This window comes from Pseudooceanicola sp. DL12 (genome assembly GCF_056270665.1).
Genome location: NZ_CM149884.1, coordinates 1,749,370 through 1,767,397, shown reverse-complemented (window position 1 = coordinate 1,767,397; position 18,028 = coordinate 1,749,370). Strand labels below are relative to the sequence as shown.

At 65.6% G+C, this 18,028-nt stretch carries 19 protein-coding genes and 1 tRNA gene; 11 read left to right on the top strand and 9 right to left on the bottom strand.

Annotated elements, in window-relative coordinates; all coding sequences use genetic code 11:
- Positions 1–162 precede the first annotated feature (162 nt).
- The 8 genes from rpmF to AC0WR5_RS08265 all read left to right on the top strand — a co-directional run bounded on the left by rpmF (position 163) and on the right by AC0WR5_RS08265 (position 6,106).
- A complete protein-coding gene (gene rpmF / locus AC0WR5_RS08300) occupies positions 163–369 on the top strand; it encodes a 50S ribosomal protein L32 (RefSeq protein WP_475868114.1) in 207 nt (68 codons plus the stop codon).
- 31 nt (positions 370–400) lie between these two features.
- Positions 401–1,513, top strand: coding sequence for a phosphate acyltransferase PlsX (plsX, locus tag AC0WR5_RS08295; protein ID WP_475868112.1), 1,113 nt, complete (start codon positions 401–403; stop codon positions 1,511–1,513).
- Positions 1,510–2,484, top strand: a complete 975-nt coding sequence (locus tag AC0WR5_RS08290; RefSeq protein WP_475868110.1) for a beta-ketoacyl-ACP synthase III — start codon at positions 1,510–1,512, stop codon at positions 2,482–2,484. Before plsX ends, AC0WR5_RS08290 begins: the two co-directional genes overlap by 4 nt.
- A gap of 96 nt (positions 2,485–2,580) precedes the next feature.
- Positions 2,581–2,883, top strand: coding sequence for an integration host factor subunit alpha (gene ihfA, locus AC0WR5_RS08285; protein WP_475868108.1), 303 nt, complete (start codon positions 2,581–2,583; stop codon positions 2,881–2,883).
- An 11-nt stretch (positions 2,884–2,894) separates the two neighbouring features.
- Positions 2,895–3,554 carry a MerR family transcriptional regulator gene (locus AC0WR5_RS08280; RefSeq protein WP_475868107.1) on the top strand — a complete coding sequence of 220 codons (660 nt, stop codon included), beginning with the start codon at positions 2,895–2,897 and terminating at the stop codon, positions 3,552–3,554.
- Positions 3,555–3,631: 77 nt separating this feature from the next.
- A tRNA-Pro gene (locus tag AC0WR5_RS08275) sits at positions 3,632–3,708 on the top strand.
- A 137-nt stretch (positions 3,709–3,845) separates the two neighbouring features.
- A complete protein-coding gene (locus AC0WR5_RS08270) occupies positions 3,846–4,922 on the top strand; it encodes a 2'-deoxycytidine 5'-triphosphate deaminase (RefSeq protein ID WP_475868106.1) in 1,077 nt (358 codons plus the stop codon).
- 86 nt (positions 4,923–5,008) lie between these two features.
- Positions 5,009–6,106 (top strand): MFS transporter, encoded by a 1,098-nt coding sequence (locus AC0WR5_RS08265; RefSeq protein WP_475868104.1) that lies wholly within the window; start codon positions 5,009–5,011, stop codon positions 6,104–6,106.
- Here AC0WR5_RS08265 and AC0WR5_RS08260 read toward each other — a convergent pair.
- The 7 genes from AC0WR5_RS08260 to AC0WR5_RS08230 form a co-directional block, all read right to left on the bottom strand.
- Positions 6,103–6,318, bottom strand: a complete 216-nt coding sequence (locus tag AC0WR5_RS08260) for a hypothetical protein (protein WP_475868102.1) — start codon at positions 6,316–6,318, stop codon at positions 6,103–6,105. The two genes, AC0WR5_RS08265 and AC0WR5_RS08260, sit on opposite strands and share 4 nt — an antisense overlap.
- Before the next feature lie 80 nt (positions 6,319–6,398).
- Positions 6,399–7,004 carry an SMC-Scp complex subunit ScpB gene (gene scpB, locus AC0WR5_RS08255; protein WP_475868947.1) on the bottom strand — a complete coding sequence of 202 codons (606 nt, stop codon included), beginning with the start codon at positions 7,002–7,004 and terminating at the stop codon, positions 6,399–6,401.
- A 268-nt stretch (positions 7,005–7,272) separates the two neighbouring features.
- Positions 7,273–8,073 carry a segregation and condensation protein A gene (locus tag AC0WR5_RS08250; RefSeq protein WP_475868101.1) on the bottom strand — a complete coding sequence of 267 codons (801 nt, stop codon included), beginning with the start codon at positions 8,071–8,073 and terminating at the stop codon, positions 7,273–7,275.
- Positions 8,066–9,073, bottom strand: coding sequence for a glycoside hydrolase family 3 N-terminal domain-containing protein (locus AC0WR5_RS08245; RefSeq protein WP_475868099.1), 1,008 nt, complete (start codon positions 9,071–9,073; stop codon positions 8,066–8,068). Before AC0WR5_RS08245 ends, AC0WR5_RS08250 begins: the two co-directional genes overlap by 8 nt.
- A gap of 24 nt (positions 9,074–9,097) precedes the next feature.
- Complete coding sequence (locus AC0WR5_RS08240; protein WP_475868097.1) at positions 9,098–10,021, bottom strand: SPOR domain-containing protein; 924 nt, start codon at positions 10,019–10,021, stop codon at positions 9,098–9,100.
- 70 nt (positions 10,022–10,091) lie between these two features.
- A complete protein-coding gene (gene argS / locus AC0WR5_RS08235) occupies positions 10,092–11,834 on the bottom strand; it encodes an arginine--tRNA ligase (protein WP_475868095.1) in 1,743 nt (580 codons plus the stop codon).
- 176 nt (positions 11,835–12,010) lie between these two features.
- Entirely contained in the window at positions 12,011–13,228 is a 1,218-nt protein-coding gene (locus tag AC0WR5_RS08230; RefSeq protein WP_475868093.1) for an MFS transporter, read from the bottom strand.
- Positions 13,229–13,516: 288 nt separating this feature from the next.
- Here AC0WR5_RS08230 and AC0WR5_RS08225 point away from each other — a divergent pair, with 288 nt between their 5' ends.
- Positions 13,517–13,918 carry an ArsR/SmtB family transcription factor gene (locus AC0WR5_RS08225; RefSeq protein ID WP_475868091.1) on the top strand — a complete coding sequence of 134 codons (402 nt, stop codon included), beginning with the start codon at positions 13,517–13,519 and terminating at the stop codon, positions 13,916–13,918.
- Positions 13,919–13,921: 3 nt separating this feature from the next.
- On the opposite strand, the gene AC0WR5_RS08220 is transcribed toward AC0WR5_RS08225, so the two are convergent.
- Positions 13,922–15,142, bottom strand: a complete 1,221-nt coding sequence (locus AC0WR5_RS08220) for a deoxyguanosinetriphosphate triphosphohydrolase (protein WP_475868089.1) — start codon at positions 15,140–15,142, stop codon at positions 13,922–13,924.
- A 101-nt stretch (positions 15,143–15,243) separates the two neighbouring features.
- Between AC0WR5_RS08220 and AC0WR5_RS08215 the strand changes: the two genes are divergently transcribed.
- The gene (locus AC0WR5_RS08215) at positions 15,244–15,561 is read left to right on the top strand and encodes a HesB/IscA family protein (protein ID WP_475868945.1); all 318 of its coding nucleotides are present in this window, start codon (positions 15,244–15,246) and stop codon (positions 15,559–15,561) included.
- Between the two features lie 241 nt (positions 15,562–15,802).
- On the top strand, positions 15,803–16,612 hold the full coding sequence (gene xth, locus AC0WR5_RS08210; RefSeq protein WP_475868088.1) for an exodeoxyribonuclease III: 810 nt from the start codon (positions 15,803–15,805) through the stop codon (positions 16,610–16,612).
- A gap of 48 nt (positions 16,613–16,660) precedes the next feature.
- Here the strand turns inward: xth and AC0WR5_RS08205 are convergent, their stop codons facing one another.
- Complete coding sequence (locus tag AC0WR5_RS08205) at positions 16,661–17,902, bottom strand: FAD-dependent oxidoreductase (protein ID WP_475868087.1); 1,242 nt, start codon at positions 17,900–17,902, stop codon at positions 16,661–16,663.
- Positions 17,903–18,028 lie beyond the last annotated feature (126 nt).

The following is an 18,028-nucleotide window of genomic DNA, read 5'->3' as shown; positions in this document are numbered from 1 at the left end:
AGGTCCGAAAACACGCAAAGAATCGCTTGCATCAGGGCTCTTTCGCAGTATTTTCGCGCCTCCATACGAATTTAAGGTTGAATGCGGTGGCCGGGTCCGACTATGAGCCACGCATCCACGTGTAACCGGGCCATCGTGCCCCCGAATGAATAAGGTTGTGACATGGCTGTCCAACAGAACAAAGTCTCCAAGTCGCGCCGCAACAACCGCCGCGCTCATGACTCCCTGGTCGCTGCGAACCCGAACGAATGCTCGAACTGCGGCGAACTGAAGCGTCCGCACCACGTCTGCCCGTCCTGCGGCCACTACGCAGACCGTGAAGTCGTTGCGATCGCAGACGAAATCGATCTCGACGAAGACGCGGCATAAGTAGTCGATCCCGGGGGGCCGGTCGTCCTAGATGACTGTGACTAACACGTCAGAAGCAGGGACCGAGACAACCCGGGCAAGCGGGCGAATCGTGCTATCCATCGACGCCATGGGCGGCGATCGCGGGCCGGCGACGGTTGTCGCCGGCATGGCACGTTCCGCGCGCAAGAACGCCGACATCGACTTTATCCTGCACGGCCCCAAGGACGAGCTGGAACGCCTGGTGGCGCGCCGCAAGCACCTTGAGGGCCGTGTGGTGATTCATGATGCCTCTGGCGTCGTGACGATGCATGACAAGCCGAGCCAGGTGGTGCGCAAGGGCAAGGACACCTCGATGTGGTCCGCGCTCGAATCCGTCCGCCAGGGCGAGGCGACCTGTTGTGTGTCCTGCGGCAACACGGGTGCCCTGATGGCGATGTCGATGATCCGGCTGCGCAAGCTGCCCGGCGTCAATCGGCCGGCCATCGCGGTGCTCTGGCCTTCTGCAAACCCGCAGGGCTTCAACGTGATGCTCGATGTCGGAGCCGACATCCGTGCCGACGAACAGGACCTGCTGCAATATGCCCTGATGGGAGCGTCCTATGCTCGCAACGGCCTGCATCTCGACCTGCCCCGTGTGGGCCTGCTCAATGTGGGCACGGAAGAGCACAAGGGCCGAACCGAGCTGAAAGCTGCCAACGAGTTGATTGCCACGGCCGCGGAAACCGCGAACTTCGAGTACGTGGGCTTTGTCGAAGGCGGTGACATTCCCGGAAATCGCTGTGACGTGATCGTCACAGATGGGTTTACCGGAAACGTCGCGCTGAAGACCGGCGAGGGCACGGCGAATCTGATCGGCAGCCTGCTGAAAGAGGCCTTCCAGTTCAGCCCCCTGTCGCGGATCGCGGCGGTACTGGCGCTGACCTCGATGCGCCGCCTCAAGAAACGTATCGACCCGCGCCGGGTCAATGGCGGGGTTTTCCTCGGCCTGAACGGCACCGTCGTGAAGTCCCACGGATCCAGTGATGCCACCGGCGTCTCTGCAGCCATAAAGCTGGCGTATCAGCTTGCTGTTTCGGGCTTCCAGGAACGGATCGCGGCACGGGTTGCATCTGCCGTTGCGCTGGCACAGGATGCCGCGGAACGGGAGACGGGAACCGAATGACACTTCGCGCAGTACCTACGGGCATCGGGCATTACCTGCCTGAACGAGTAGTTCCGAACACAGAATTCGAAAAGACGCTGGATACATCGGACGAGTGGATTCGCACCCGCTCCGGGATCGAGCGTCGGCACTTTGCCGCCGAGGGGGAAACCACCTCGCAAATGGCCGTGAACGCGGCCCGCAGGGCGCTGGACATGGCGGGCCTCGTGCCTGACGACATCGACGCGATCGTCGTGGCCACATCCACACCCGATCTCACTTTTCCTTCCGTTGGCACCATGGTGCAGAACGGCCTAGGGATGACCCGCGGTTTTGCTTATGATGTACAGGCCGTCTGTGCCGGCTTCATCTTTGCCCTGGCAAACGCCAACGGGCTGATCCTCTCGGGTCAGGCAGAACGCGTGCTTGTGATCGGCGCCGAGACCTTCTCGCGGATCATGGACTGGACCGACCGTTCGACCTGCGTACTCTTCGGCGATGGTGCAGGCGCATTGGTCCTCGAAGCGAAAACCGGCACCGGCACGCCCAGCGACCGTGGCATCCTGGCCTGCGACCTGAACTCCGATGGCCGCTATCGCGAGATGCTCTATGTCGACGGCGGCGTGTCGAGCACAGGCGAATCCGGCAAGCTTCGGATGCAGGGCAACCCCCTCTTCCGGCAAGCGGTCGGCAAATTGGCCGAAACCGCCGAAGCAGCGCTTGAAAAGGCCGGGCTGACCGGTGCGGATGTCGACTGGATTGTGCCGCACCAAGCCAACATCCGGATCATCCAGGGCACGGCCAAGAAGATGGGTGTGTCGATGGACAAGGTGATCGTGACCGTTCAGGATCACGGCAATACGTCGGCAGCCTCGATTCCCCTCGCCCTCTCGGTTGGCGTGGAAGAGGGCAAAATTCGCCCCGGACAGCTTCTGGTTGCCGAAGCAATTGGCGGCGGCCTGGCTTGGGGCTCTGTTGTCCTGCGCTGGTAGGCCACAATCCTTCCCTGGGCCAAGTCCGGCAATCCATTGATATTGACTCGGAAAAATCCGGGTGCCTATTCTGCCAGCACATAAAGGGGACGGACTATGAGTGAAAAAACACTGACACGGATGGACCTGAGCGAAGCCGTTTTCCGCGAGGTCGGACTCTCGCGTAACGACTCGGCCCAGCTCGTCGAATCCGTGCTATCGCACATGTCGGATGCACTGGTGCGCGGCGAGCAGGTAAAGATCTCTTCCTTCGGCACCTTCTCGGTACGCGAGAAAGCTGCCCGGGTGGGACGCAACCCGAAGACCGGTGAAGAAGTGCCGATCAACCCGCGTCGCGTTCTGACCTTCCGCCCCTCGCACCTGATGAAAGACCGCGTCGCCGACGGCAACAAGGCCTGAGGCGAGACGGCATGGCGAAGAGTGCAGAGGCGTTCCGGACCATCAGCGAGGTGGCTGACTGGTTGCAAACGCCTGCCCACGTGCTGAGGTTCTGGGAAAGCAAGTTCACCCAGGTGAAGCCGGTGAAACGTGCCGGCGGGCGGCGCTATTATCGTCCGGCAGACATGGAGCTGCTCGGTGGTATCAAGCGTCTGCTGCACGACGAAGGTATGACAATCAAGGGCGTGCAGAAGCTGCTGCGCGACAAGGGTATCGCCCATGTGGCAGCCATGTCCCCCGCGCTCGAGGACTTTGCCGTTCCGGTCGAGGCAGAGGTCGTGGAGATGCCACGCCAAGCCGAAGAGCCCGTTGCGTCCCCTGCCCGTGCACCCGCACCACCAGCAGCCGTCGAAGCCCGGACAGCGCCGGAAGAGGCCGCTCCCTCAGCTCTCGACATCGAGAGCGAAGCGGAAACGGCACCCGTGGCATCTGACGCTCCCGCGTCAGACATGGCGGCGGAGGCGACGCCTGCGCCTTCAACGGGCCATGTACCTGCGGATCAGCCCGACAGCGCCTTCCCCGCTCCGGCTGGCATCCTGACCACACTTCTGCGCCGCCGTTCGCCCCTCGCGCCCGAGGTTGCGGCGCGGGCCGTGGCGCTTGCACGGCAGCTTTCCGGCGCCACTCTCTGAGCGCGAAAACTTTTCCGCGACAGCCCCCGAAAAAGCGCTTGCCCTCATGCTCAGATCGGATATTACACGCAAACCGTCGGGCTATAGCGCAGCCTGGTAGCGCGTCCGTCTGGGGGACGGAAGGTCGCAGGTTCGAGTCCTGCTAGCCCGACCAAAATCCTCCAATACCCTTGAAAAAGCGGGCTTTATGCCCGCTTTTTTCATGTCCGCGGGTCTGCCGTCGAGGCCTTGGATCTTCCCTTCAAGCCCGCGACGGCCTAGTCTCGGCCTTCAAAAGACAAAGGATCGGAAATGAGCGGTATCCTTGCCAGCCAGCACCTGAAGCAGATGATCGTACGCGGGGAAATCGCCGCCGAGACGGATGTCACAGAGGCACAGATCCAACCGGCGAGCCTCGACCTTCGCCTCGGAACGCTTGCCTATCGTGTCCGTGCCTCCTTCCTGGCCGGCAGCGGCCGTACCGTGCAGGAGCGCCTCAAGGAATTCGAGATGCATCGCGTCGACCTGAGCCATGGTGCGGTTCTGGAGAAGGGCTGCGTCTATGTCGTGCCGCTTATGGAATCACTATCGCTGCCGGCTGGCGTGGCGGCCATGGCCAACGCCAAGAGCTCTACCGGCCGCCTCGATCTGCTGACCCGGTTGATCACCGACGAAGGCACGGAATTCGACCGAATCCCGGCAGGTTACACCGGCCCCCTCTATGCCGAGATCTGCCCGCGCAGTTTTTCCGTCCTGGTGCGGCCCGGCATGCGCCTGAACCAGATCCGGTTTCGCGATGGCCAGGCGGCCCTGTCCGACGACGATCTGCGCGCCCTTCACGCCGAGACACCGCTGGTCGATGGCCTTGCAGTCATTGAGCAGGGCCTCGGCTTTTCCGTAGATCTCAGCCCAGGCCCAGGCGATCTTGTCGGCTATCGCGCCAAACCGCATACCGGCGTGATCGACCTCGACCTGTTGAACCACTACGACCCGCGGGAATTCTGGGAGCCGGTACACACCGACCAACGCCAGATCATTCTGGACCCTGACGCCTTCTACATCCTGGTCAGCCGCGAGTCGGTCACCATTCCGCCGGATTTCGCAGCCGAGATGGCGCCATACCTTGCGATGGTGGGCGAATTCCGGGTGCATTACGCGGGCTTCTTCGACCCCGGCTTCGGCTATGCCGGCGCAGGCGGAAGCGGCTCTCGCGGTGTGCTCGAAGTACGCTGCCACGAGGCGCCCTTCGTTCTGGAGCATGGGCAGGTTGTCGGTCGCCTCGTCTTTGAACGGATGGCCGCACGCCCCGACATGCTATACGGGACCGGTATCGCCTCGAACTACCAAGGCCAGGGCCTGAAATTGTCGAAGCATTTCCGCGCTGTATAAGGTCACTTGAAATTCCGGCCTCGCACCAATCGACCAAAGCGCCACTGATCAACCGCCCGATCGCCCTCCTGACCGGCGCCATCGCCGTGGTCGGGGCAAATTCGATGGTCCTGGCGCCGATCACCGCCGCTGTGGCGCGCGAGCTTGGCGGAGAACCGGCCTCGATCATGCAGGCCGCCGCAGCATACGGGCTGACAACGGCACTTTCCGCGATGTTCCTCGCCCCCCGCTCCGACATGATCGGGCCGGACCGCGCCCTGAACCAATCGATCCTGATCCTCCTGTGCTCCCTCGTCGTCTCGACCTTTTCCCCCGACAAGTGGGTGCTGATCCTGGCGCAGGCCATTGGCGGTCTGGGCGCAGGCATGGCCATTCCGGCGATCTATTCCCTCGCGCCCCAGGTCGGTCCCGAGGGCCAGGAGAAGCGCTCGATGGGCCTCGTGCTGAGCGGTTGGACACTGGCCCTCGTTGCTGGCGTTGCGGGCTCCGGTTTCCTGGCCGAATGGGCAGGCTGGCGCGCGGTCTATGGCACCTTGTCGGTGCTCATGGCGTTGTTATGGCTGGCGATTCGCGGACAGGACATGCATGTGACACGGCTCGCGACCACGGCCACGTCTCCACTGACCGCCCTGCGTGTTCCGGGCATCGGGCGGGGCCTGTTCTCGGTCGGCATGCTGATGCTGGGGTTCTACGGCACCTACGCCTTTGTTGGCGCGCATGTCGCGGATTCGCTCCATCGCGGGGCGGATATCGCGGGAGTTCTCACGCTCTGCTACGGGATCGGCTTCGGCATCTCGACGTTTCTTGATCCCTACCTTGACCGGATGGCCAACAACCGGGCGGGCATGACTGCGTTCGCGGGCTTGTTGCTGGTCTATGTCGCGATGGCGCTGCTGGGCCGGAACCTGATGATGCTGGCCATCGTGGCGGTCGCCTGGGGCATGGCGCAACACCTCGCCCTGAATACCGTGGTCAGCCGCCTCTCGTCGCTGGAACCGCGCCAGAGGGGCGCGATCCTGGGGTTGAACTCGGCTGTCACCTATTTCTGCGTGCTGGGCGGCGCGCTGTTCCTGGAGCATGCCTATTCCGCCGGGGGGCTGCCGCTCAGCAACCTGATCTCGGCCGGGTGCAGCTTGCTCGGTCTGCTGGAATGCGTGGCACCTCAGAGGCTTAGGCGGGCCTAACGCATCCGCCCCATCCGCTGGATCTGGCGCAGCATGCGCTGTGTCTGGCGCATCTTGCGGCGCGCCTCGCGAGAGCCGGCGGGGGCCTTCTGCCGGATCTCTTCCTTGCCGGAGCGTCCATCGGACATCCGGGTGGGATCGTAGCTGGCACGGAACAGGCCGCCGCGGGTCAGGCGGCGGAAGAAACTCATGATCATGCGGTCGGCGTTCATCGGGCGCTCCTGACTGGCTGAAAGCCAATATAGGAATTTTCAACGGAAATTTCAGCCCCGCCGCACAAGAACCGAGAAGATCAGGAGGGATCTTCCTCGTCTTCGAACATCTCGGCCTGATCCTCGTCGAGGTCGCGCTCCTCGTCGTCGTCGCGGCCCGGGGGCGGGCGACTGTCGAGCAGACCGGCCGCGCGCAGGTCCTTGAGACCGGGCAAATCGCGGGGCGTTTCCAGCCCAAAATTGTCGAGAAAAGAAGGGGTTACAACGAAGGTCACGGGGCGGCCCGGGGTCATCCGGCGACGCCCGAAGCGGATCCATTCCATCTCGAGCAGCTGGTCGATGGTGCCGCGCGACACCGAGACACCGCGGATCTCCTCGATCTCGGCGCGGGTCACGGGCTGATGATAGGCGATGATGGCCAGGGTCTCGATCGCGGCGCGAGAGAGCTTGCGCACCTCAACCGTCTCTTTTTGCATGAGAAAACCAAGATCAGGCGCGGTACGGATGGCCCAGGCCTCGGCCACCTTGACCACCTGCACACCGCGGCCCTCGTAGCGCTTGCGCAGCGTCTCGACGGCCGCGGCACCGTCGCAGCCATGCGGCATTCGGGCGTTCAAATCGGCAATGGAAACAGGCTCTTGCGAGGCAAAGAGAATGGCCTCGACCATGCGCTCCTGCTCGCCCATGGGCGGGGCCTCGAAGAGGCTGTCCTGGGCGGCATCGGCGATCTCTTCGCCACGGGCCTCATCCCCCGTTTCAGGACCGGTTTCAGGATCGCTTTCGGGGCCCGATTCCGGCGGAATCGGCGAATCTGCAAGTGCCTGATTTTCCCCGATTTCAACGTCGGTATTACGTCGGTATTGCGTCGGTATCGCGTCGGTGCCGTTTTCGGCCCCAGCACCCTCTCCGGAGGCGGTGTCGGAGGTCATTTCGGGGCCCTCTTGCGGGGTCTCGTCAGCCATCTCTGGGGGTCTCCCTGCGGCGCAGCTGTATTGGTTCGAAGGTACCGCCCTGGCGGATCTCGACCTTGCCTTCCTTCGCCAGCTCGAGCGAGGCAGCGAAGGTGGCGGCGGTAACCGAGCGGCGGCGCATCGGATCCGAGGTCCAGCCGGGGGGCATGTAGGCGGAAAGCTCGGTCCAGGAACCGGCAAAGATTACCATGCCGCGCATGTGCTCGAGCGCCTGCTCCATGGTGAAGACATTGTAGCGATCCATCACGAAGGGGCGGAACTCGTCCTTTGTGCGGATCCGCGCATAGGCCTGCATCAGGTCGAGCAGGTTGGCGGTGTATTTCACCGTGCGCACCCGTTCGACGCTTTCGGGCAGGCCACGCACGAAGAAGTCGCGGCCGCGCTGGTCGCGGGCCATCAGCCGGGCGGCCACGTCGCGCATGGCCTGAAGGCGTTCGAGCTGGAACGCCAGGTGTGCGGCCAGTTCCTCGCCCGAGGGTCCCTCCTCTGTGGGATCGGGCGGCAGCAGCAGGCGTGATTTCAGGAACGCCAGCCAGGCCGCCATGACGAGGTAATCCGCCGCAAGCTCGATCCGCAGCGCCTTGGCCTTCTCGACGAAGGAGAGGTACTGCTCGGCGAGCTTGAGGATGGAAATCTTGCGCAGGTCGACCTTTTGCGTGCGCGAGAGCGTCAGCAGCAGGTCGAGCGGGCCTTCATAGCCTTCGACATCGACGATCAGGGCCTCTGCCGCCAGCCGCTCGGCCACCGACATCTGGTCTTCCTGAAAAAGGTCGTCTTCAGCCATACAGCGGTCCGTCCAGCAGAGCGGACAGCTTGGCCTCCATGGCGTCAATGTCAAGCTTGGGCGGGGTTGCGGGACGCATGGCAAGCGCCCTCTCCGCCCGTTTCTGACCGGCATCGCCGAGCCTGCCGGCGGCCTCGGCCACGATGCGGCGCTCCTCGAGCGTGGCATTGCAGAGCAGCACCACGTCGCAGCCGGCGGCGAGGGATTGCTCGGAAATCTCGGTAAGGCTGCCCGAGAGCGCCTTCATCGAGATGTCGTCGGTCATGATCAGGCCCTCGAAGCCGATGTCCTGCCGGATCACGCGCATTGCCTCCGGCGAGAGCGTGGCGGGCAGATCGGGGTCGATCGCATCGAAGACGATATGCGCGGTCATGCCCATGGGCGCCTCGCGAAGGGTGTGGAAGGGCACGAAATCCACGGCGTCGAGCTCGGCCCGGCTGGTGGTGACGCGGGGCAGCTCCTTGTGGCTGTCGGCACGGGCGCGGCCATGGCCGGGGATGTGCTTTACCACCGGCAGAACGCCACCGTCGATCAGACCGGAACAGACGGAGGCGCCCATGCGCGAGACCTCTACCGGGTGGTCGCCATAGCAGCGGTTGCGCAGGAAGGGGTGCGTCTCGGCCTCGGCCACGTCGACCAGCGGCGCACAGTTCACGTCGATGCCGACCGAGCGCATCTCGTGCGCGATCAGCGCATAGCGGATGCGCATGGCCATGGCTGGATCGCTGGCGCGGGCAACGAAATCGAGCGGCGCATCCCATTGCCTGAAGTGCGGCGGCACCAGGCGCTGAACCCGGCCGCCCTCCTGATCGAGCAGGATCGGCGCCTCGCGGCCCACGGCCTCTCGCAGGTCGTAGCAGAGCGCGCGGGTCTGCTCGGGCGTCTCGATGTTGCGGGCAAAGAGAATGAAGCCGAAGGGATCGGCCTGACGGAAGAAGGTCTTTTCCTCCGCCGTCAGGACAGGGCCGGTCGGGTCCAGGATCGTAGCGCCAAAGGGCATGGTCTTTCCCCTATCCGAGGGATCTTACTTGCTGACGACGGGAATGCAGTCGGCCCGTTCGGCCACCAGGGCGGCACAGAACTGACGGGCATCGGCATCATCGTCAAAGCCCATCACGCGCAGGCGGTAGAAGGTGCGCCCGCCGGTCTCGGCCTTCTGGATGACGCGGGATTTGCCGTCCATGTAGATGTCGAACTGACGCGCGAGGCGATCCCATTCGCTGATGGCGACATCCTCGCTTGCAAAGGCGCCGAGCTGGGCCAGGCGGGTGCCCGCGGGCACGGCCGAGGCCTCGACCGGCGCGGCGGGGGCCGGCGCGGAGGCGGCAGCCGCGGCGGCGGCGGCCACTTCGACGGGCTGGGCCACGGCAGCGGCGCGGGTCACCAGGCCCGAGGGGCGCAGGCGCGGCCGCATGGACACATGGATGCCGTCCTCGAGCTGGGGACGCGGGGCGCTCTGCTGGGCGATCTCGTCCTCGGCCAGGGCCAGTTCGGCCACGGCATCGAGATCGTCGCCACTGGAGGATTCCGCCTGGGCGGTGAGGGCCGCGATCCGGTCGGCCTGCTGCTGGCGGCGCGCCTCGGCGGCCTGGGCGGCGGCCATCTGATCGGGGGTCAGCGCATCCGCGCCGAGATCGCCGGGGGTCGGCGCCAGGGTGACGCGGGTGGGCGGCTCCTCGGCCTGCTTGTCGGCGGCGACATGGTTGACGGCCAGGCCCTGGAAGTCGGCGGTGGTGCCGCCGGCATCGGCGGGGGCCCGCCGGGTATCGCCCTGCATGGCGCGCACGACCGGCACGCCGGAGACGTCGCGCATGACCATCTTGTAGCCCCAGATGCCGATCCCCGCGACAAGCGCAAGAGAGACCAGACCTCCGACGAGGTTGATGAGCCTGGTGTAGGATACGTCCGATGCGGGCGCAAAGTGCCCGTCAGCTGGAAATTCTGCCATTTGCCTCTGCCCGCCGGTGCTTAGATGCCCGGTCTAGTCGTGTGCCTGCTCTCACACCGGCGGGGAGCTTTTAACGCATTTCTTCCGCCGGATTGACCCCCAAGATACCAAGACCTGCGGAAATGACAACGGCCACGGCACGCGCGAGGGCCAATTTCGCCTGCGATGCCTCAGGGTTGCCCTCCTGGACGAAGCGCAGCTGGGTCTCCTCGTTGCCGCGATTGTAGAGCGCGTGCAGGTCGGAGGCCAGCTCGTAGAGGTAGAAGGCGATGCGGTGCGGCTCGTTGGTGCGGGCGGCAATCTCGACCAGGCGCGGCCATTCGGCGATCTTCTTGGCCACGGCGAGCTCGCTCTCGTGGGTCATGCCCGAGAGATCGGCCGCGGCGAGCACGGCATCGTCATGGGCAATGCCGGCCTCGCCCGCGCGGCGCAGGGCCGAGCAGACGCGGGCATGGGCATATTGCACGTAGAACACCGGGTTCTCGCGCGATTGCTCCAGCACCTTGTCGAAGTCGAAATCGAGCGGCGCGTCGTTCTTGCGGGTCAGCATGACGAAGCGGGTGACATCGGGGCCCACCTGCTCGACCACGTCGCGCAGCATGATGAAGGTCCCTGCCCGCTTGGACATCTTGAAGGGCTCGCCGTTCTTGTAGAGCTTGACCAGCTGGCAGAGCTTGATGTCGAGGGAAACGCGGTTGCTGGACAGCGCCGAGACGGCGGCCTTCATCCGCTTGACGTAGCCGCCGTGGTCGGCGCCGAAGACGTCGATCAGCTGATCGAAGCCGCGTTCGACCTTGTCGTAGTGATAGGCGATGTCCGGGGCGAAATAGGTCCAGGAGCCGTCCGATTTCATGATCGGGCGGTCGACGTCGTCGCCGTGTGCGGTGGACCTGAAGAGGGTCTGTTCGCGGGGCTCCCAGTCTTCGGGCAGCTTGCCCTTGGGCGGTTCGAGCGTGCCGCGGTAGATCAGGCCCTGCGAGCGCAGCTGCTCGATCGCCTGTTCGATGCGGCCGGTGCCATAGAGCGACTTCTCGGAGAAGAAGACATCCATCGAGACGTTCAGGAGCGCCAGATCCTCGCGGATCAGCTCCATCATGGCGGCGGTGGCGAACTCGCGCACCTCGGCAAGCCAGACGTCCTCGGGCTGGTCGACATAGGCGTCGCCCACCTTGTCCTTCAGCGCCTCGCCCACGGGCACGAGGTAATCGCCCGGGTAGGTGCCGTCGGCAAATTCGACCGCGTGGCCGAAGGCCTCGAGGTAGCGCAGGTAGACCGAGCGCGCGAGCACGTCGACCTGGGCGCCGCCATCGTTGATGTAGTATTCGCGGGTGACGTCATAGCCCGCGTAATCGAGCAGCGAGGCCAGGGCATCACCGAAGACCGCGCCGCGGGTATGGCCCACGTGCAGCGGCCCCGTGGGGTTGGCGGAGACGTATTCGACGTTGACGCGCTTGCCCTGCCCCATGGCCGAACGGCCGTAGGTGGCATCGGTCAGCGCGGCGGTGACGATGCCGGCCCAGAGCGATTGCGACAGGCGCAGGTTCAGGAAGCCGGGGCCGGCGACCTCGGCCGTCTCGATCCGGGGATCGGCGGCCAGCAGGGCGGCGAGCGTTTCGGCGATGTCGCGGGGTTTCAGACCGGCCGGCTTGGCCAGGACCATGGCGGCATTGGTGGCCATGTCCCCGTGGGCCGGATCGCGCGGCGGCTCGACGGCGACGTTGTCGAAGGAGAGGCCTTCGGGCAGGTCACCGGAGGTCTGCATCGCGGCGAGGCTGTCCAGAACAAGGCTGCGGATATCGGTAAAGAGGTTCATGACGGTTCCCTGACGGTTCAGCGGCGGGTTTATCATCCGATCAGAGGAGGTCAATGCCGTGCTGAAACGGGACAGGGAAATGGCGCCTGCGGCGCCAGCCTCCGGCGGGACGTATTTGGGGAAAGATGAAGGGGGGCGGCCCGCTTCGGGTGGCGCCCCCCTTCTCAGGCGTTTTCTCAGTCGTGGGTGCCGAAGCGGCGCAGCAGGCCGGCGACGATCGCCATGACGACGATGACGGCACCATATCCGATGGCCACGTTCATCAGACCTGCGACAGGCACGAAGAGGCCCGCCACCACCACCGGCACCCCGAAGGCGCAGTAGGAGAAGGTGAAGATCGAGGCGAAAAGCTCGCCGCGCTCGTCCGGGTGAGCCAGCGGGATCAGGGTGCGGATGGCGGAATAGTTGCAGGTGCCGAAGCCGGTGCCCGCAATCATCAGCGCCAGCAGGTAGAGCGGCAGCGACTGGGTGACCACACCGGCCACCGTCAGCGCCGTGCCGAGGGCGAGCGCCGAGGTGCCGTAGAGCATGACTGCGCGGGTCGTGAAGCGCTGACCGACGAAGCAGGAGAGCGCGCCCATGCCCGACAGCAGCGTGATCACCACCCCCTGGAGCACGAAATCGGTGACGCCGAAGAGATGCGCCATGATCGCCGCGCCCAACGAGAGGTAGAGACCGCCGGTGGCCCAGCCGGCGAAGATCGCCGGCGAGCAGCGCCAGAAGGCCGACCGGGCGTCTGCCGGCAGGCCCAGGCGCGGCTTGAGCGCCTGCATCAGCCCCTCGTGCCGGGGGGCGGTTTCGGGCAGCGCCCAGGCGGAGGCGGCGAAGAAGATGTTGAGCAGGACGATGCCGCCGAAGACCTCTGCCTCGGGGGCCGTGCCGAAATCCATTGCCGTGCCGGCGAGCAGCGCGCCGAGGGCCAGCCCCACCAGCGGCAGCACCGCGTTCCAGACCGCGGCCGAGCCGGGGCGCTCGCGCGGTTCGAGATCGACCGCCGTGGCCGAGAGCGTGGGCATCAGGAAGCCCGTGGCCACGCCCTGGATCACCCGGGCGACAAGCAGGCCACCGACACTGTCGGCATGCCAGAAATGCCAGGCGGCGTAGCCCAGCAGCAGGAAACCGAAGCAGAGCACCGGGCGGCGCCCGACGTGGTCGGACACCGAGCCGACAGTGAGCAGCGTGCAGAGCAGCGCGACGGCGTAGACCGCGAAGATGCCGGTCATCATCGCCGCCGAGAAGCCCATTTCCACCTGCAGCTGGGGGTAGAAGGGAGAGGGTGCGGAAGCCGAGGCCATCATCACCGTGATCGAGGTGAGCACGAGCGCATAGCCGAAGCGCCCCCTGCCGCCACCGGCCGTGCGCTCCTGGGAACTGAATGTCTGGGTCTGGGTCATGATGTGCCTTGGCATATGGGTGGCAGGCCATGCGGAAGCCATTGGGGCGCCGGAAACCTCGGACCCGGAGAAGCACGGGCCGGCCCGGTGCGCACCACGCGACACGGGCGGCGACCTGGCGGTGACTTGGTCGGACCGGGGCGAAAGCGATCGGCGCAAGGCCGGGACGCCCCGGAGAGCCCATGGAGGCAGGCGGCGCCGCGCAGGATGGTGCGTGGCAGACTGGTTCGAAATGTTTCGAACGAAAAACTACTACCGCTGCCGTCATGGTTCAACTATATTCGAACCATGACGGCCTCGGCAAAAACGCACAACACCGAATTGCATCACCCCGCCCGCGAAGAGCTGCAACTGACGCAGGTGCTCTTTGCGTTGAGCGATCCGGGGCGGCTGGACATCGTACGGCAGGTTGCCGCGGGGCCGCTGGAGATGGCGCAATGCCGGCTGCAGGATCCGGCGATGCCGAAATCCACCAAGAGCCACATGATGAAGGTGCTGCGGGAATCGGGGCTTGTCCGCAACGACCCGATGGGTCGCGGGCGCTGCCTGACCCTGCGGCGCGCGGACCTGGAGGCACGGTTCCCGGGCCTGCTGGAGGCGGTGCTGGGCGCCGCCCCCGACGCGGATGGGGAGACGACGCCCGACCAGGGGCCCGACCAGGGGCCGGATCAGGAGGCCGACACGGCCTAGGCCTCAATCGGCCTGGTGATCCTCGACCCGCTGGGCATAGCGGATATGGCCGGGGCCGGAGGCGCGCAGGCCCGGCTCGGGGTCATGGCCCATCAGCCGCGCATGTTCGACGATGGCGAAGCGGTCGGTCATCCCGGAGATGTAATCGCAGACGATCCGGGCCAGGGCGATCTCGTCCTCGCCGATATCCTCGACATCCTTGCGCCACTGCTTAGGCAACAGCTCGGGCTGCTCCATGAAGAGCGGGAAGAGTTCCTCGACGATGGAGGTGACCTTCTTGCGCATCTCAACCACTTCGGGCGCGCGGTACATGCGGTGGAAGAGGAAGTCGCGGATCACCTTGAGATCCGTCCAGACCGCGGGCGAGAATTGCACCATCATGCGGCCTGCGGCGCGGATGTCGGTGACATTCCGCGGGGCCAGCGCGGTGAGATTGGCGCGGGAGACGTCGATCACGTCCTCGACCAGCACGCCGAAGAAACGGCGCAGGGCCTCGTGCCGGCGGCGGTAGTAGTTGAGGCCCGGGTAAAGTTCGTCGACCTTTGCAAAGCAGCGATCGAGGATCGGCAGCTGCGCCAGCTCGTCGGTGGAGAAGAGCTCTGCCCGGAGGCCGTCGTGCAGGTCGTGGTTGTTGTAGGCGATGTCATCGGCGAGCGCCGCCACCTGAGCCTCGGCCGAGGCATGGGTGGAGAGCTCGAGATCGTGGCGGGCGTTGTATTCGGCCAGGGCATAGGGGATCTCTCCCGTGACCGGGCCGTTGTGCTTGGCAATGCCCTCGAGCGTTTCCCAGGTGAGGTTCAGCCCGTCGAACTCGGCATAGGTGCGCTCGAGGTTCGTCACGATGCGGATGGCCTGGGCATTGTGGTCGAAGCCGCCGTAGGGCGCCATGAGCGCATGCAGCGCATCCTCGCCGGTGTGGCCGAAGGGCGGATGGCCGAGGTCATGGGCGAGCGCCACCGCCTCGGTCAGCTCCTGGTTCAGGCCCAGGGCGCCGGCGACGGTACGGGCCACCTGCCCCACCTCGATGGAATGGGTCAGCCGGGTGCGGAAGTAATCGCCCTCGTGCTCGATGAAGACCTGGGTCTTGTGCTTGAGCCGGCGGAAGGCGGAGGAGTGGATGATCCGGTCGCGGTCCCGCTGGAAGCAGGAGCGGAAATGGCTTTCGTGCTCGGGATAGAGCCTGCCCCGCGATTGGGCGGGGTCGGAGGCATAGATGGCGCGCATGCGGTTGGTCCCTTCGGCTTCTTGTCGCCTGTTGGCATTGTCCTTATATTGGTCTGCGAAGACATGCAAAATGTCAGGAGAATTTCCCCATGAGTCTGACGATGAACCTGCCTCCGAAAGTGACCGAACGCGCCTTTGCCCGCCTTGCCGAGATCGGCGCGGATGGTCAGGCCCTGCGCGTCGCCGTGGAAGGCGGCGGCTGCTCGGGCTTTCAGTACGAGATCAAGCTGGACGAGGTGGCCGACGACGACCTGATCCTGGAAGGTCAGGGCCAGAAGGTGGTGGTGGACAGCGTCTCGCTGCCCTTCCTTGCCGGGGCCACGATCGATTTCACCGAGGAGCTGATCGGTGCGCGCTTCGTGATCGAGAACCCCAACGCCACCTCGAGCTGTGGCTGCGGCACCTCCTTCTCTATGTAAGGCACCGTGAACGCAGGAATTTCAGGGCCGCGCCGGCATTGGCGCGGCCCTTTTCGTTGCGCCAAAACTGTCGCCATTCTGGAAACGAATGCTGCATGCAGATAATCATTATATCGGATACATGCACAATAAAGCATAGATTAGCGCGATTGTTTCCCCCCTGGATGGGCGCAGAAAGCGCGGGCCAAGGCCGTGGAAATGTTCTAGAAGCAGGGCCGGAAACATCACTACGGGGGCCGCGATGAAGATCGCCACGTTCAACATCAACGGGATCAAGGCGCGCGTGAAGGCGCTGGAAGACTGGCTGGACGAGGCACAGCCCGACGTGGCCGTTCTCCAGGAGATCAAGTCGGTCGACGAGAATTTCCCGCGCGAGCTCTTCGAGGACAAGGGATACCAGGTGGAGACCCATGGCCAGAAGAGCTTCAACGGGGTGGCGATCCTGTCGAAACTGCCGCTTGAGGACGTGACCCGCGGGCTGCCCGGCGACGAGACCGACGAACAGGCGCGCTGGATCGAAGCGACGGTGGTGGGCGAGAAGAATGCGCTCCGGATCTGCGGGCTCTACCTGCCCAATGGCAACCCGGTGGAGCTGGACGAGGCCGGACGGCCCGTCGAGGGCGGCAAATACGCCTACAAGCTGGGCTGGATGGAGCGGATGAAGGCCCGCGCCGAAGAGCTGCTGGCGGCCGAGGAGCCGGCGGTGATGCTGGGGGATTACAACATCATCCCGCAGGCCGAAGACGCGGCCCACCCCGAGAAATGGCGCGAGGATGCGCTGTTTCGCCCGGAGAGCCGCGCCGCCTATCGCCGGATCCTGAACCTGGGCTTTACCGAGATCTTCCGCGCCCGCCATGCCGCGCCGGGCCATTACACCTTCTGGGATTACCAGGCCGGGGCCTGGCAGAAGAACGACGGCATCCGGATCGACCACATGCTGATGACCCCGCAATGCGCCGACCTGGTGACGGACTGCGGCATCGACGCCGGCATCCGCGGCCGCGAAAAGCCCAGCGACCACGTGCCGCTCTGGGCCGAAATCGCGCTCTGACACGCGAAACGCAGTTGAAGCATTACATGAAGATAGCCCCGCAAGGGGCTATTTTTGCTTCCGATTTCCCTCGAACGGAGCCAGCGGCTGCGCCGGGCAGATGACGTCGGTCAGGCGCCCCCCGCCGGTCACGTCATGGGCATAGAGCCAGTCGAACTGATGCAGCATCTTGCCCGGTGCGAGCCTGTCGCCCGCACGCAGAACGCTATGCGCGGCAAAGCGCAGCGGCGGGAAGCGCAGGTGATATTTCCAGGCGTTGCGGTTCGCGGCCTCGATCGCGCGGGTGGCGCGCGGCTTGCGCCGGGCCTCGTAGAGAGCCAGCCCCTCGGGGATGGTCGCGGCCTCTTCCAGGGCTGCGGCCAGCACCCAGGCATCCTCGAGCGCCATGTTCGCGCCCTGCGCCATGAAGGGCAGCGTGGGATGGGCGGCATCGCCCAGCAGGGCGCAATGCCCCTGCTGCCAGCGCGGGGCCACCGGATGCCGGAACAGCCCCCAGAGGTTCACCGTCTCGGCACGCGAGAGCAGCTCCTGCACATCGGGGCAGAAGCCGGCAAAGACGCGGCGCAGGTTCTCGGGATCATCCTCGTGCGACCAGCTGTCGGGCGCCCAGTCGCGACGCTCCTCGACGGCAACGACATTCTGAAGCCGCCCACCGCGCAGCGGATAGGTGACCAGGTGCCGCCCCGGACCCATGAAGACGCGCGCCTCCGGCTCAGGTGCCGAGGCGCCCTCGGGCACGGGCACGACGCAGCGCCAGGCCACCTGCCCGGTGAACCGCGCGGGCACCTCGCCCATCAGGGCGGCGCGCATGCGCGAATGCAGCCCGTCGGCGCCCACCACGAGATCCGGCCGCGTACGGGCCTGGTTGCAGATCTGCACCTCGGGGGTATCGCTGACCTCGACGCTCTCGACCCGCTGCAGCAGTCGGATGCGGACACCGGCCTGCCGCGCGCCCTCGGCCAGGGCGTTGATCAGGTCCGCCCGGTGGACGAAGTAGTATTCCTGGGGCGCCGGCAGCCGCGACAGATCCATCCGAAGCGCGGTGCGCCCCTGCAGGTCGAGCAGGTGCACGGCCCCTGCCCGCTGCCCTATGTGTTCGGCGGCAAAGCCCAGGCCCCGCAGCACGGCCACGCCATTGGGGCTGATCTGCAGGCCCGCGCCGACCTCGCGGATCGCCTCGGCCTGTTCCAGCACGGTGACATGGGCGCCGCGCAGCGCCAGGGCGCGCGCCACGGCAAGGCCGCCGATACCGGCACCGATCACGGTGATCTTGAGGTTCTCCAGGGCCACGCCGGTCACTCCTGCCGTAGTCTTCGCAAGACCGGACCGCGGGGGGCTGAGCGGCAAACCGCCGGCGACCCGCCTCCGACGCAGGGATATGGCCCGGAGCGACAGGGATTTGCAAGCGACAACGCC